The 14,596-nt window shown below is 67.7% G+C and carries 14 protein-coding genes; 6 read left to right on the top strand and 8 right to left on the bottom strand.

Annotated features, from left to right (window positions below):
• Window positions 1-459 precede the first annotated feature (459 nt).
• Window positions 460-756, bottom strand: a complete 297-nt coding sequence (locus tag ACFVYA_RS40835; protein WP_387052800.1) for a hypothetical protein — start codon at window positions 754-756, stop codon at window positions 460-462.
• 70 nt (window positions 757-826) lie between these two features.
• On the opposite strand from ACFVYA_RS40835, the gene ACFVYA_RS40840 reads away from it, so the two are divergent.
• Window positions 827-1,087, top strand: a complete 261-nt coding sequence (locus tag ACFVYA_RS40840) for a hypothetical protein (RefSeq protein WP_387052802.1) — start codon at window positions 827-829, stop codon at window positions 1,085-1,087.
• 97 nt (window positions 1,088-1,184) lie between these two features.
• Entirely contained in the window at window positions 1,185-1,367 is a 183-nt protein-coding gene (locus ACFVYA_RS40845) for a hypothetical protein (protein WP_387052804.1), read from the top strand.
• A gap of 400 nt (window positions 1,368-1,767) precedes the next feature.
• Here ACFVYA_RS40845 and ACFVYA_RS40850 read toward each other — a convergent pair whose 3' ends face one another.
• On the bottom strand, window positions 1,768-2,307 hold the full coding sequence (locus tag ACFVYA_RS40850; RefSeq protein WP_387052806.1) for a hypothetical protein: 540 nt from the start codon (window positions 2,305-2,307) through the stop codon (window positions 1,768-1,770).
• 237 nt (window positions 2,308-2,544) lie between these two features.
• Here ACFVYA_RS40850 and ACFVYA_RS40855 point away from each other — a divergent pair, with 237 nt between their 5' ends.
• Window positions 2,545-6,084 (top strand): DUF4365 domain-containing protein, encoded by a 3,540-nt coding sequence (locus tag ACFVYA_RS40855; RefSeq protein WP_387052808.1) that lies wholly within the window; start codon window positions 2,545-2,547, stop codon window positions 6,082-6,084.
• Between the two features lie 343 nt (window positions 6,085-6,427).
• Here the strand turns inward: ACFVYA_RS40855 and ACFVYA_RS40860 are convergent, their stop codons facing one another.
• Window positions 6,428-7,063, bottom strand: a complete 636-nt coding sequence (locus tag ACFVYA_RS40860; protein WP_387052810.1) for a hypothetical protein — start codon at window positions 7,061-7,063, stop codon at window positions 6,428-6,430.
• Window positions 7,064-7,428: 365 nt separating this feature from the next.
• On the opposite strand from ACFVYA_RS40860, the gene ACFVYA_RS40865 reads away from it, so the two are divergent.
• Window positions 7,429-7,980 carry a hypothetical protein gene (locus ACFVYA_RS40865; RefSeq protein ID WP_387052812.1) on the top strand — a complete coding sequence of 184 codons (552 nt, stop codon included), beginning with the start codon at window positions 7,429-7,431 and terminating at the stop codon, window positions 7,978-7,980.
• A 433-nt stretch (window positions 7,981-8,413) separates the two neighbouring features.
• Here ACFVYA_RS40865 and ACFVYA_RS40870 read toward each other — a convergent pair whose 3' ends face one another.
• From ACFVYA_RS40870 to ACFVYA_RS40885, 4 genes are all read right to left on the bottom strand, one after another.
• Window positions 8,414-8,818 carry an Lsr2 family protein gene (locus tag ACFVYA_RS40870; protein WP_387052814.1) on the bottom strand — a complete coding sequence of 135 codons (405 nt, stop codon included), beginning with the start codon at window positions 8,816-8,818 and terminating at the stop codon, window positions 8,414-8,416.
• 885 nt (window positions 8,819-9,703) lie between these two features.
• Entirely contained in the window at window positions 9,704-9,946 is a 243-nt protein-coding gene (locus ACFVYA_RS40875; protein ID WP_387052816.1) for a hypothetical protein, read from the bottom strand.
• Window positions 9,947-10,512: 566 nt separating this feature from the next.
• Window positions 10,513-11,553: a helix-turn-helix domain-containing protein gene (locus ACFVYA_RS40880; RefSeq protein WP_387052818.1), complete on the bottom strand. Its 1,041-nt coding sequence runs from the start codon at window positions 11,551-11,553 to the stop codon at window positions 10,513-10,515.
• Window positions 11,546-12,292 carry a hypothetical protein gene (locus ACFVYA_RS40885; protein ID WP_387052820.1) on the bottom strand — a complete coding sequence of 249 codons (747 nt, stop codon included), beginning with the start codon at window positions 12,290-12,292 and terminating at the stop codon, window positions 11,546-11,548. The genes ACFVYA_RS40880 and ACFVYA_RS40885 overlap by 8 nt, the downstream gene beginning before the upstream one ends.
• Before the next feature lie 421 nt (window positions 12,293-12,713).
• On the opposite strand from ACFVYA_RS40885, the gene ACFVYA_RS40890 reads away from it, so the two are divergent.
• Window positions 12,714-12,944, top strand: coding sequence for a hypothetical protein (locus tag ACFVYA_RS40890; protein WP_387052821.1), 231 nt, complete (start codon window positions 12,714-12,716; stop codon window positions 12,942-12,944).
• Between the two features lie 325 nt (window positions 12,945-13,269).
• Complete coding sequence (locus ACFVYA_RS40895; RefSeq protein ID WP_387052823.1) at window positions 13,270-13,665, top strand: hypothetical protein; 396 nt, start codon at window positions 13,270-13,272, stop codon at window positions 13,663-13,665.
• 680 nt (window positions 13,666-14,345) lie between these two features.
• On the opposite strand, the gene ACFVYA_RS40900 is transcribed toward ACFVYA_RS40895, so the two are convergent.
• On the bottom strand, window positions 14,346-14,528 hold the full coding sequence (locus ACFVYA_RS40900; RefSeq protein WP_387052824.1) for a hypothetical protein: 183 nt from the start codon (window positions 14,526-14,528) through the stop codon (window positions 14,346-14,348).
• Window positions 14,529-14,596: the final 68 nt, after the last annotated feature.

The following is a 14,596-nucleotide window of genomic DNA, read 5'->3' on the forward strand; positions in this document are numbered from 1 at the left end:
GATCCGGCGACCACCGCATGTCTCCGGCACACACGGGCCGCAGCGGCGTCACCCGAGCGCTGGCCGCCGCGGCCTCCGGGCTGGCCTCAAGATGGCAGCAACGTCGTGATTGTCTCGGCGATCGGGGTCGTCGGACGGCCGATCAGCCGGCTGAGGTAACCGTGGGTGTCGGCCAGCGTCCCCTTGGCGATGTCCGCGTCCAGCGCCGCCGGAAGGCCTCAGCACCGAGTCGGGCGCCCGGCGCCTCCGGACTGGCTGAGCTGGTGGCACGGATCCTCGTCACAGGCGTCGCCCAGGGCTCGGGCCGTCATCGTGAGAGTTCCGAGGGCGCCGAACTGCGTCTCGGTCAGTCCTCTTCGTGCAGGGTCGGCCGGATGGCAAATGGCCGGTAGTCGGTCAGGGCGGGCAGGTCGAAGTGGTCGAACCGGGCTGCCTGCAGGTGCCAGCGCACCAGCCGGGTTACGCTGCCGCGTTCGTGGTGGAACACCATCGTGGAGGGGTTTCCCAGAACGGCGCCGCCGGGATCGCCGTGCTCGTGTCGCAGCCTTCGGGGAGGGGCTGCTCCTGCGGTTCGCCGGCGTCGGCGTCCAGCAGCCAGGCCGTCGGCGGCTCGTACCGGAATGCATACAGCCGCCGGCCGCTGGGAGCCAGTTCGTACCTGCGCTCGGCCGGCACCGCGATCCGCTGACCGTCGGGGGTGTGCCAGAACATCCCGTCGCCGTCGGCTTCCAGGGTGGCACCCGAGTGCGGGTCCACCTGCCACAGATCGACGGTCAGCGGTTCCGGGTCGGCTCCCCAGGCGCCAGCGGAACGCGCGGCTGCCGGTGTGGACGCCCTGCCGGTAGTACACGGCGCCGTCGTGGACGGCCAGGACCTGGCGGGTCAGCCCGTCGGTGCGGGGCAGGCTCGCCACCTCGCCGGTGACCACGTCCAGCAGGTGCGGCCGGTCCCACGAGCGGCGCCCGACGTGGTGCTCGACGCCGGCGAGGAACCGTCCGTCGGCGCTGCGCACCGGGTGGGTGCTCAGGTCGACGGGCAGGCGCTCGACCGTTCCGTCCAACCGCACCAGCACACCGGGGCCGGCTGAGGTGGCCACCGCGATCCCGGTGGGCGTCTCGTACGCGCGGTAGCGACAGTGGTCCGGGACGCGGCCCAGGACCACCGGTCCGTCGAGGCGCCACACGATGACGTCGCCGTTTCCGCCGATCACCCCGGCGCGCGGCGGCGCACCCGGGAACGTGACCGGGTTCGCCGCCCGCGCCGGCCGCCGTGCGGCGGCCACAGGTACCGACGACGACCGCAGCCGTGGACGTGGTCGCGCCACGATCCCGCATTCGACCGGCTCGACGTACCGGGTGGCGGCGTAGGCGAGCAGCCCGGGGACGTCACCGGAGGGGATGAGCAGCCGTTCGGCGAGGTCGTCGACCGGGGCGGGGTGGCCCCACGCGGCGATGAGGGTGAGGTCCGCGGCGACCCAGCCGTATCGGGCATGGGCTGCGGCTGCTCGACCTGGGGGGCGAGCCGGTCCGGCAGGTCGAGGCGTTCGGCCGCGGATAGCGGCTGCTCGGCCAGCCGGTGCCGTGTGCGGTCGGGAACGAGCACTCCGGCCGCGACGAGCAGCTCGATGGCCTCGCGCGGCGATTCCGGGCGGCTTGACGCCCAGTTGAGCGCAGATCGCCACGTCGGGCCGGTCACCGCGCAGGGGTTCCTCGAGCCACGACTCCGGCCGGGGCGGGCCGTAGCCGGCGGCGAAGTAGGCGACCTCCATCACCGGGTAGCCCAGCACCAGCCGCCAACCGCCAGCCGGGATCCGGGACACCGATCGCGGGTCGGGTCCGACGCACCCAGCGTGGCAGCTCCGGCTCCTCGCAGAGCCAGAACTGCAGCAGCCAGACATCGCTTTCGTCCCCGGTTGTGGCCGTGCGGCGCCACCCTGGCGTGGAACAGCCCTCGCTGGCCCAGGTCGAGGGTGCCCTCGTGCTCGCCGCCGGTGAGGGTGGCGAAGGCGAGCTGGCCGGTGCGGCTGTGGAACGGCGTCTCGACGACGTCCTCCCACTCGGCGACGGCGATCTGCGGTGGCTCGTCGTGGGCTTCCAGCCGTACCACTTGGTAGGGGTCGCGGGCGTGTCCGTGGACCCAGCCGTCACCGGCGGTGGCGATCGTGCCGGACAACGCGTCGGTCGCCAGCTCGCCGAGCAGTTCGTGGCCCCACGGCTCCGCCGCGTCGGGGGCGTGGCGGTCGCGGATCACCAGCACGCCGTGGTCGGGCAGGTATTCGTCGTCTTCGAGAACCCCCAAGAGCGTCACAGCGCAACCGTATCGAGCAGTACCGATTGACCGCGAATCGGCGAACACCGGGGCGCCGGCCACATCATTGTGCGGACCGAACTCGGTGAACGCGGCATCACCTACTCATGCCAGCCACCGACGTCCTCGGAGCCTGAAACCGATCGGCCTGTCGGAGCGGACAGCGCTACTGAAGGGGCTGGGGCTTCGCGTAGCCTTCCGCGATGGGAGTCGCGGAAGGTGGACGGCGGTGTTGACATGACCGACAGTTCGGACACCGAACGGTTGGGCGTTGGTCTGGCTGATGTCGCGTTCACAAAGTGGGGATGGGTGTTTCGCAACCAGCCCATCGGCGACTACGGCATCGACGCGCACGTGGAGCCGAAGACCGACGGCGTGGCGTCGGGGCGACTGGTGGCTCTCCAGATCAAGACTGGGCAGTCCTACTTCGAGCCGACTCCGGAGGGGTGGCGGTATCGCGCGAAGGGCAACGAGCGGCACCTGCACTATTGGCTGGGGCACACCCTCCCCGTCTTGATCATCTTTTGTGATCCGGAGACGGAGGCTTTGTACTGGGAGCGCGTGACGGCGGAGCGGATCAACTACACGCCGAACGACTGGACGATCGTCATTCCGCGCAATCAGACGATCACGCCTGACGCCAAAGACGCGATCACCGCCATTGCCTACGCGGCGGTGGGCGCAACCGAAGATCCGCTCGACGAGACATTGCCGTTTCTGCCGCCGTCGGTGGCGGACGCCGTTCGTCGCGTCGCGGCCGGTGAGCCACGCGGGGCGTTGCGGCTGGCTGTTGCCTTGGCGCGTGGACGTCGTGAACCGCGATTGGCGGTCGAGACGATCCTGGCCAGCCGGCCGAGCTGGTTGGAACGTGGAGGTGGCCAGTTCGAAGCGGTCGTGGGTGCGTACGCGGTGGAGCACGGCCACCCCGACCTGGCGGCTCGGGCATTCACATTGGCGGCTGAGCAGGTCGACGCGGGCGCAGGGAAACTATACGCAGTGGCCGCCGTGTTCACCGCTGGGACCGGAGACCTGCCGAAGGCGGCCGAGCTAGTGGAACATGCTGAGGCTGCCGCCGGGCCGCCCGTGCTCCTGGCTGCCGTCCGCTGGCATGTACGGCAGTTGGACGAGGCTGGCCAAGTCCCCGTTCCGGACGCCCTCCAGGCTGCCTCGCCTCACGGGCTGTCCGGCGAGCCGATGTGCCTGCTGATCCTCAGCGAGGACGCCGGCAACCGCCGCGACGTCAGCGGAGTCGTTGCTTACTCGGAGCAGGCGCTGGCGGCTGGCCCGGACAACAGCGGCCTGCAATTGCGGATGGCTGAGGCGCTGTTGTGGCGCGTGACGGACGGCTCGGCAGCTGTACCGGCGGAGGACCTGCGCCGCGCCGAGAACCTCGCCACTGCTGCCTGGCAGCAACGCCGCCGCTGGTCTGGCCCCAGCGCAGACGCGTTGACGGTGCTGTTGCGCAAGCACCTACTCGCTGGCGCGTACTCAATCATGATCAACCTCGCTACGCCGTCGCCGCACGGACAAGCCAGCGAGCAGGAGGCCACCGAGGGCAAGGTCGCCTATCTCGGTACCATCGCGGCCCTCGCCCTGGGACAACGCGATAGGGCGACCGAGTTCATCGACCGGGTCGATGGGACGCCGATTGCCGTCGGCCTGCGCGCGCTGGTCGCCGATCCCGACCTTCCGCGCGATGAACAGATCCGACTGTGGCGGGAGGCGCTGCCGGTCATCGATCAGCACGACTTGCGCTTACGCGGCCTCTACCGCCTTGCGGCGCTGGGTGCATGGCCGTTTCCCGAGCTCGACCAAGCCTGCGAGTCAGGGACTATCGATCCGGTTACGGCGGACCTCTTGGCAGGCCGCTGCGAGGCTGCCCGAGGCAACGTGCTCGCCGCCGTGACGCGGCTGCGCCGGCATGTTGCGTCGTCTGCCGGCGCGGTGGAGTTGCTGGTAGAGGTGTTGGAGAACGACGGCCAGTACGAGCAAGCGCTGGAGGAGTGTGCGCGGGGAATCGCGCGATTCGGCGAGGTTGTGTTGGACGGGATGCGGCTGAACCTGCTGCTGCGCAGCGAGCAGCACCACGCCGCCGCGAACTTCGCCATCCAACTCTTGTCTCGCACTGATCTTCCGGCCGAGCGGCGGCTGGCTCTGCGTCGCGGGTTGATCGGGTTCTACACGATGCGCGCGGATTGGGTGAACGTTGAAACGCACAGCCGAGCGGCTTTGGGTGAGTACCCGGGAGAGGTCGACCTTCAGTGGGCGCTGATCGGCGTCACCGTCAACCAAGGTCGTCTCGACGATGCCTGGGCACGGTTCCGGCAGCTCGATCCACCGCTCATCCACCGCGGCGCGCTGGGTGTGTGGATGGGGTTGCACGGAAAGTTCGGGTTCACCGAGGCAGACATCAGCACCGCCTTGGACAGCCTGACCCGTTGGCCTGACGATGGAGGGGTCGGGGCGCAGATCTTAACGACGTTGATGCACGCGGGTGGTCGGCGCACGCCGGATGGCCGTCCGGTTCTGCCCGATCTCGACGAGGCCGGGCTGCAGAGATTCCAGGACGCTCTTCGGGACTACCTCACCCGGTATCCCGACGGTCCGATCCGTGCGATCAACGTCGACGGGCTGAACTTCGCCGAGATGATGCGCGCCGAGTTGGCGCCGCGCGCTGAGCAGGATCGGCTGCTGGTCGGCCTGGTCAGGCAGGGGCGGCTGCCCCTGGGGCTGCTGGCCGCATCCCGCGGCCGGCCGTACGCGCAGGCGCTGATCCAACGTGCCTGCGGGCCGATTGTGGCGATGACCTTGGACCCTGCTCGATTCGACCGGGAGATCGCCGCCGCGAGGACCGTGCTCAACCAGTCGGTCGTGGTCGAGACCAGTGCGCTGATCATAGCCACGTTGCTTCCTGCCCGATGGCCTGCTTTGCGGGCCGTGTTCGCCGAAGTCGTGGTGCCCCGCAACGTCCTACAGGACATCCAAGTCACCGATGCCGAACTGCGTCGCGATCCCGACAGCCTGGCTTGGGTGGGATTCGACCCGGACCGGGGCGTACTGACGCTGACCGAGGCTTCCCAAGACCAGACCAGCGACGTCATCAGTCGGATCAACGACATCGACGCCGTCGCCCGAGATCTCGTCGCTGTGGACACCCCGACCCGAGAAATCTTCCGCGACCGAGGCGGTCTGGGCGACCGCGAGGTCTGGGTGAGTCCGCTGGAAACGGCCGCACAGACAGGCAAAGCGCTGTGGAGCGATGATGTTGTCGTCCGCGAACTGGCCGCAGGTCAGGGCATACATGCATTCAGCACCCTTGCCCTGGTGCACGTGCTGATCGAGGACGAACTGATCGAGGACACGCTACGCGCCGACGTGCAGACGTTGGCCCGTGCCCATGTCGTCGACCTGACCCTGACCGCCGATGAACTCTTCGCCATCGCTCGCGACGAGAATTGGTCGCTCGGCGCGGCGGCTACCTACGTGCAGCGCGGCGGCTTCTGGTCCCACTACGACAGCGCACTCACCGACTGTCTGCCCATTTTGGAGAACGTCCAGGCACATGAACCTGATCTGCTGGTCGCGTGGCTGGTCAGCGTCTGCATGGGCGTCGCAGACAATGTGGCGGACACTGCATTGGATAGCGCTTTTGGCCTGGTCGCCGACACGATCGCCGATCATCTCGCGATCGATGCGGCAAGTCGAGATGTATTGCACGATGCCGTGCGGGCTACAGCCGAAACCATCCGACGGCAGCGGGACGAGCGTCATCAATAACAGCGCGGTGGCGGCCCTACCTGCGACATTGACGGTCGAGACCTGCTTGAACCGACGTGATGTCGAGACGAGCATCGGCTGAGACGGCGATACCAGGACAACGAGCCCCTGGAGCAAGGGGAAGAGTGCGCTACGATCAGTGATCGTTTGCGCTATTCGTCCGGGCCCCTGCGTCGAATCCGACCGCTTCGCCGGGATCATCATCGGCTACCAAGGACACCGAGCCCCTGAGCCCGCCGCGGTACCGTCCGGGACGGGCTGCGGTCGCGGCAAGGCGTGCCGGGGCTTCGGGAAAGCTCACCTGACCAGCGCACCGGTTTCGTCGTGTCGAGGTCACGGTGAATCAGTTGCCGTCCTCGTCACCGCGGTGACCGTTCACGCAGGTGGTGGATTTGTCGCGCAGGCACACCTTCCCGCTCGCGACGCGCAGGCCGACGGTGTCGAACGCGGTGACCCAGTTGCCGGCGATCGCCTTCTGCGCGGGGGCGAGCTGGATCAGGCCGGAGCACACGGCCGCGTGCAGCTTGTTCTCTACGGCGTCTTTGGGGTTCGGGATCGTGCCGGGTTCGACCCACAGGTTGCGCGGATCGTCCGGGGCGCCACCAAGTTCGAGGCTGACCAAGTGGTCGTACTCGCTTTTGGCGCCTGGCTCCAGATTGTAGGAGCGGGCGGATGCGGCATTCATCGTGTTCGTTTTCGACGTCGGCGGACGGACGGTCTTGGTCCACCCGGCCTGGCAGATCGTGTCCTTGATGGTCTCCTGCCGTACGGCGGGATTCACCGCGCCGGGGGTGCAGCTGGGGTCGGGCAGGGGCTGGCCGTCACGGGTACCCAGCTTACAGGTTCCCGGACCCGGCATCGCCGCCCCGGAGTTCCCGACCGGCAGGTCGCCGGCCGCAGGCGCCGACGCCTGCGCCTGCGCCGGGGTTGCGGCGTCGGATGCATGGCAGCCAGCGAGAGCCAGGGCGGTGGCAAGCACGGCAACGGCCCACCGGTGTGTGCCGGACCGGGAAGAGGGCACGGGAATCTCCTGCGTCAGCAACGGCGGTGGGAAAGACAGGCCTCACATGGCGTGGGACGAGATCTGGCAGCGATCCAACTTCTACTCGCTCCGTGTGCGTTGACCTCGCCGCCACGCCGTACCCGAGAGCGGCCGCCCCGCCGAAGGTCGGGATGTTCCGGACGGTGCGACAGCAACCCGGCGCGGTCAACGGTTTCGCAGTGGCGTCGACATCTCCTGGCTTCTTGAGTGTCACTGTGTCGTCGCCGACTCCTGCGCATGGTGATGACCACCGAACACCGACCTGCTCGGCAGACTCGCTGTCGTTCTTGAAAGGATCCAGGATGAGCCGCCTCGTACTTCGCGTCTGCCTCACCGCCGCCGCGGTCACCGTCTCCGTCGGCCTGATCGCTGCCCCCGCCTACGCGAGCGGCGGCACGGCTGCCGGCGTCCTGTCGGCCACGGCGTCGTGCTCGCAGGCGTACCTGCCGTTGCCGGACCCGGCCTGCACGCCCGGGGCGAAGAACCCGGACGTCACCCAGACCACGATCGGCTCGACGATGTGCGTCTCCGGCTGGACCGCGACGATCCGCCCGTCCACCAGCTACACCAACGGGCTGAAGAAGCAGGGCATCATCGACTACGGCTACGCCGACACCAGCATGTCCGACTACGAAGAGGACCATTTCCTCCCGCTTGAGCTCGGCGGTGCGCCGAAGGACTCGCGCAACCTCTGGCCCGAGCCGCACGCGGGCAGCCCGAACTCCTACAGCAAGGACTCCGTCGAGAATGCCGTGAAGAAGGCCGTCTGTGCCGGACAGGTGACGCTCGACGACGCCCAGAACGCGATGCTGCGCAACTGGACCACCGCGAAGTCCGTGCTCGGTATCGGCTAACTGAACCCAGCGCGGCCCCGGGCCGATCCTGGATGCGTCGGTCCGGGTCAGGTACCGCTCGATCGAGGTGAGCTACAACCACGTCAACGAGCTGCGCTCGACCTTGCGGTGCTTGGTCAGCTGGCGTCCCCTGCTGGACAGCGACAGCCCTTAACGTCGTGGCTGCCGAGCACCTCAGTCGTGTCTTCGATCTTCGTCCTTCTTCATCTTCGAGATGGACCAGGCGTTGCGCGATGGTCTGCCACACCGAGACCTTCTTGCCGTCCGCGTCAGTGAAGTCGTCTTCCTCAAAGGCCATCGCCCAGCGGCGCGGTATTGCGTCGGACTCCGCACTGATGAACGAACGTGCTGGGTCGGCGGCGAGGAAGTACTCTCCTCGCCGTCGACGCAGTAATCACGGCGATCTCTCCCCAGTGATCGGCTGCCATGGGCGTTACTTCTTCGCGGCGGCGACCTTCCTGCGCGGTGCCCGCTTACGGGCCGGGGCTGGTTCGGCTGCCTGCCGCTGTGCTTCGTCGTAGGCGGTGACGATCTCGGAGGAGAGACGGCCCCGTTCGGAGACCTCGTAGCCGTTCTCGCTGGCCCAGGCGCGGATCGCGCGCGAGCGTTCGCGGTCCGTCGTGCCGGCTGTTGACTGGCCGGTCGCGACGCGCAGCTTGCGGCCGCCCGTCCTGCGGCCTGCGTTGATGAAGCGGGCGAGCTCGTCGCGCAAGGCGGCGGCGTTGTCGTCGGACAGGTCGATCTCGTAGCTGATGCCGTCGATGCCGAACGGAACGGTGTGGGTGGCGGGGGTGCCGTCGAGGTCGTCCAGCATCTCGACGAGGACCTTTTGGGCCATGGGAATTCTCCAATTGGTTGGCTGTGCGTCTGCTGTGAACAGGCGCACGATCTGCAGGGATCCACTGTGGATCATACATACCGGCCGGTATCGCGGCAATTGTCATCCCCGACGCTGAATAATACCCCGCCGTGGGTTGCAGGATCTTCGCGAGACTTCGTGGCGATCTTGCGGACGACAACCCGCCGGGCACGCGGAAACACTACGTGCAGCGACGGAATGTCGGTGTTATCTCGACACGTCGCACGTGCTGAACGCGTGCTCGCGGGTCCGGCGCACTTGTCGCTGCAGGCCGTGCTGGGTCGTTCGGACGATCCCTTGCGTGCCAGTACGAACACCCTTGGCGAGGTTGGCTCCGACCTTGGTGAGACCGTCCACGTGTGTCTTGTCCTGGTGTCACCCGCCCATGAATATATTCGCCGCCACGCGGATCAGGTCGAACGCGAAACCTTGGCCGCGACGTCGGGGGACTGGTCTGTTCGGCGCAATGCCGAACTGTTCTCCGAAATCATCGATCGCCCGCGCCTCGTCGAACAGTCGGCACGGGAGTTGCGCTCGCAGAGCAACGCAGCCGTCGAGCTGACGTCGGGGGCCCGCCGGCTGGACGGGCTCGTCTTAGAGGCAGAAACGACGATCGAGGGGCTCCGGAGGCAATCCGCGCTGCACCGGGCTGCCCTGGTCGACGCGGATCTCGCATCAATGCGTCGAACTCCTTCGCTCGAGGCGCAGGCGTGGACGGTCGACATCGATGAGTGCGGCGGCTTCTTCGCCACCGTCAGCGCCCAGGCCGTCGACGTGGCGCCGTGGAGTTCTGGGGGAGCGCGGCGACCGCCACGTCGGCGGCGCACATCCTGGCCTGGTTTTTCCACGACCGGCCACCGAATGTCATTGTCGATCAACCGGCCTCCTCGATGCCGCTCGCCTCGGATGTCGCAGTCGCCAACCGTTCCCCTGAAGGGCCCCAGGATGGAGGAACTGCTGGCCCGTCGCGGCATGGCCTACGCCGAGCACGTGACGACTGTTCAGAAGGCCCGCGACGCGCTTCGTCGCCGCGCCGAGGATGTCGAGGGGTTCCTCGCCGAGCGCGCCGCCGAGCTCAATGCTGCCGACCTGCAGCGCCTCCGTCACTACAAGCACTACAAGGTGCTCACCACCCTTCCGTCAGGCGACAATCGTGATCATCTCGGCTTCGTCAACACGGTGATGTGGGTCCAGACCCGGCTGGTGGTCGGCACCCGACGCCCCGTGTGGGGCGAGTTCGGCGGGCACCGGGACGAGACGCCGCTCGACATCGCGGTCGGGCTACTGGGCGCCGACGACGTGGACGCGTTCACCGCCAAGCTGTTCACACCCGAGATCGTCCTGATGATCGCACCCGGCTGGGCCGGCCCGCGTTACCGCGTCGGTGCCAACGGCAACCATCGTGTGCGCATGGCCCGAATGCTCGATCTACCCTGGCTGGCAGCTGCGGTCAAGGTCGAAGCCGTCCCGCCGTCGTGGGGAATCATCGACCTCCTGGACATGGACCCCGACGACGGCACGAAGATCCGTTCCTTCGAGCGGCGGATGCGGGAGCGGACGAAGCCCATTACCGGATTGCTGCGCCGGGGGGTTGTGTTAATCCGCCGACGTACCTGGGTGCCCCGGTCCCGGGGTGATCCGGACGTATTGCGAGGCGAGCATTTGCGCGGCCGTCACCAGACCGATTCCAGGACGTCGACAACACCGTCACGGCCGGCAGCGCGCGCCACCTCGGCCAGCTCGGTGACGTCGTCGGTCGCGTGCAGCAAGACTTCCAGCAGCATCGGCAAGTTGAGCCCCGAGACCAGCTGGATGCTCGAGTGCACGGCGGCGAGCGCGCGGACGGCGTTGAACGGCGACCCGCCGTGCAGGTCGGCGAGCACTAGCACGCTCTCGGCGGCACCGGCTAGCGCAAGCAGCCGGTTCCCGAACTCCTCCGGGCTGTCGCGCGGGCCCAGCTCGCATACCTTCAGCCGGGACTGTGGCCCCAGGATCATTTCGGCGGCTTCTCCCACACCGGAGGGCAGCCGGGCGTGCCCGGCAAGGATGATCGGGAGTGTCCTTGTGCCGTGAATCGGTGGAGCCTCGGGCTGGAGCGTCTCGTCCCCTTTCGCGCCGCCAGGGAAGACGTCCTGCCGTTCGGCGGCCGCGGTCTCGTTCTCGTTCTCGTCGACCAGCGTGCTCTCGTGGACGCTGTGCAAGGCCAGATCGCCAGCGTTCTCCTCGGCGGCCGAGCGGGCAAGGGCGCGGAGGACTCGTGGTTTACGAATGACGAGCCGGCGCCGCCCGGTCTCGATAATCCCGCGCTCGCGAAGGACGCGGAGAGCACGAGCAACCGTCCTGCGGCCCGCACCGATGTGAGAGGCAATCTCCTCCTGCGAAAGCGAAATGTCGATCGAAATACCGTTAGAGGACAGTCTGCCTTGGCTATCGGCGAGTTCGATCAGTAGGGCCGCGACCCGTTGACTCGCATCGAACGCCGCCGCATCGGCACGTTCGGGCTCAGGGGTGATGCTGGCTCTATCACCTGGTTGTTTCGGCAGCTCGTCCGCCGATGGCAGGGAGGCTTCGGCGAGCGCGACGATCTGGTTCGAGGTTTCGGGGGAGACCCTCCGGCGCAGTCGTCGCGCTCCTGCGGTGCCGAGCGAAGATGCCTCGATCAGCGCGTTAACCCGCTGCTGGGCGGCCCGCATCGATTCGGTGGGATCAGTCATCGTCAACCCCCCGATCGGTGCGTGCCCGCTTCACATGGCGTTGCCACACTCCGCGCACGGCGTCTTTGGTCGCGCTCGGAAACCCGCTGGCGCTGAGCGCTTCGGCGATCTCGTCCTGGGTGTATCCGTCGGCGACGAGCTTCACAACGATCCGCGTCTTGCGGTCGGGCAGTCTCGCTAGGGCCCGGTCGGCGTGGTCGGCTTGCGCTACCGCGGCGGCCGGGTCGACCGGCGGCGTCCCGATGGTACCGGTGGCATGCTCGGCTTTGCCCTGCTGCAGCGTGGCGGCGCGCTGAGCCAGCCACTGCGTGTAGAGATTCGGGAACTCGTAGATGCAAGTACCGATAAAGTAGGTGCTCAACCCTGCGCCGCGTGACGCCGACCAGCCACCGCCGATCAGAGCCTGCCGTTTGAACGTGGTGAGCGCCTTGGTGACCACGAGAGCGGAAAGGTCAGCGCGGTCCTCGTCGGTCCAGTCGTGAGGAGGCTCGGGCAACCCGAACTTCTTCCCAAGACGGCCGCTGAAAACGCGGGCGCACTCGGTGAAGATCCGGTGGGTACGCATCCAGACCACCATCACAGCTATCCCGTACTTGGCTAGCTCGTTCGCGAACAGGTCCCACCCGACGCCGGTGAAATCTGCGCGCTCGAGCTCATTGAACAGATCTAGGTCGCGGCGGAGTCGCTCGGCTGAGTCGGCTGCCCGCCGCTCGGTGTCGTTGCACGCTGCATCGTGCAACCCGGGGTCCTCGTGTCCGGGTTGCGGTGAAGACGGCGGCACGGCAGACATATGCGTTGTATTCGCGGTTACAGCTGTCGCGTTGCACCCGAGGTACTCGCCGGCGGCTACCGGCTGTGGTCCTGTGGTGCGCGGAGCTGAACCGCACCTTCCCGGATCGGTGACGGCAACGACTCCCTCTTATATATGCGGCCAGCGAGAGGAGCGCACGCGTCACGGATAGGTTTCTCAGCCCGGGTCGCCGCGGCAGGCCACTCGAGGGATTCGGCCAGGTCAGAAGCGATGTCCGGTCCGGCGAAGAGCGAGAACATCGCGGTCCGGAGGCGTGCGCAGGCTCCTGCCCGGTCATAGAGAAGGCCGTCGACCAGTATCACGTGGCATGTCCGGCCGGGGAGTGCGCGGCCCGACGAAGGGAGGCGTGATGACCGTGATGACGACCATCATCGTCGTGGCGACGAGCCTGTTCAGCTTCCTCAGCTTGCTGGCCGTCCTCGTGTTCCTCTGGAAGGTCTACAAGCACGGTGGCCGCGGCGACCTCACGGCCGCGGCCCAGGCGCTCCGCGACGTACGCCGCCCACGGTTTCTGGCCCGGCTCGATCAACCAGGCGTTCCTAACCCCACCTCCGCGCCACGTGGCGTGCGTGGAGGATGACACCAGCGCGAATGATGGTCGCGGACTGCGGCGACGACCAACACCGCCGCCCGGCTGAACGACTGGACCGCCGGGGCGAGGGAGCGGCCCGACGCGGAGGCGGTGTCGGGCTGGCTGATCCCGCCACCCCATGCCGAACTGTTTGATCTCCGAGTTGTCTCCCGACCACCGGAACGCCGACGGCGCACGTGGCTCGGCGACCTCGCGCGCTCTCCGAGGCAGTCTCCTGGAAGGCCGTGGCAAAGTTCCCCCTTGACCAATAGGTAGTTACAGGTACATCCTGTCCTTACAGGAACTACCAGTAAGGTTTCGCTAGGGAGTGGTCATGAAGGTGGGCGGCAGGGACTTCGGTCAGAGCAAGCGGGACGTCGAGGAGGCTATGCGCGGTGAGGAGCCGGAGCAGATCAGGAAGCACCTCGTCGAGGTGAATGGCACGGTCTACCCGCCGAAGCAGGTGCTCGCCCACGTCACCGGCTGGGATCGGCAGACCTTCACGACCATGGAGGCGCAGCGAGTACTCACCAAGCTCGGCTTCGTATGCCGCGAGGCCGGTGCGCGGCCGGACGGAAGCCTCGCGTGGGGACACGCCACCGGGGAGCAACACAAGGGTGCGCTGGGCGACGTCGACCGCATTGCCGCTCTGGAGGCGGCGCTTGCGACGGCGCAAGCAGCTATCGCAGGCCTCGACGCGAGGGTCCGATCGCTGGAGGATCGGCGTTGAGCCGGGGACCCGGCCCTGCCCGAGGCCGGGAATCGACAATGGCTCACGTCATCGTGTAACACTGCCGGAAGGTGATGCGACCACCTACGGTGCCATCGGATTGGGGGCGTAGAGATGGTGAAGAAATCGACGTGGCGGCCGCCGGAGGGAGTCGACAACGACGCCGTGCGGCGGCTCCTAGCGGCTTACAATCAGGCGCCGCCGCCGGGTACGCCAGAGAAATCGTTGACGGCTCGGTGTGCGCACATTGCGGAGCAGTTGCGCGTGATGCTGGGAGACCGTGGCGCACGCAGGGCGCTAAAGCGGCTTTTCGGCTCGTCGCGTGCGCGCGGACCGCTACCGGCCTCGGTAGCGTCGAGCCCGCGGGTCGGCGCGCTCCCTCCCCCTCGGCGCGCCGGCCCGCACCCGGCTACCGCGCGAGCGCGACCCCTCGACCGGGTACGGGGACAGTCCGAGCTGGTCGTAGATCGTGGCGCCGCAGCGCAGCTGAATCTGGCCGGTCCCGGCCGGACAGCGGGCGGGACGACGACGAACTGCGGTCGTGGATGGTCATCCGCAGGGAGCACCGTGAGACCTTTGCAGCGGAAAGCAGCTGACCGGATTCGGATGGCAGGTGGGGCGCCCGTCGAGTCGGCCGGCCCGCTTTCCGCCTGGGAACGGTGCCCTGCGGGTCAGGCATTTCAGCCGGACGTTCTCTTCGGTTCCGAGCTATCCTCGGGATCGACGCCGATCGGCGTGTCAGCTACGTAGACTTCAAAGCGGCCTGGGTCATAGCCGCCGGCCTCCCAAGCCATGCCGCTCATAGCGACACGCCACTCCATGCCGGTCGCACGTTCCCGCACCAGCCAGCTCCACTCGTCCACCTCCTCGGCCAGCGGAACAAGTCGATCTGCCCGGCTCGACCTCCTACGATAGTAGAACACGTGTTCGC

The sequence above is a fragment of the Amycolatopsis sp. NPDC058278 genome, assembly GCF_042881395.1.
Lineage (GTDB): Bacteria > Actinomycetota > Actinomycetes > Mycobacteriales > Pseudonocardiaceae > Amycolatopsis.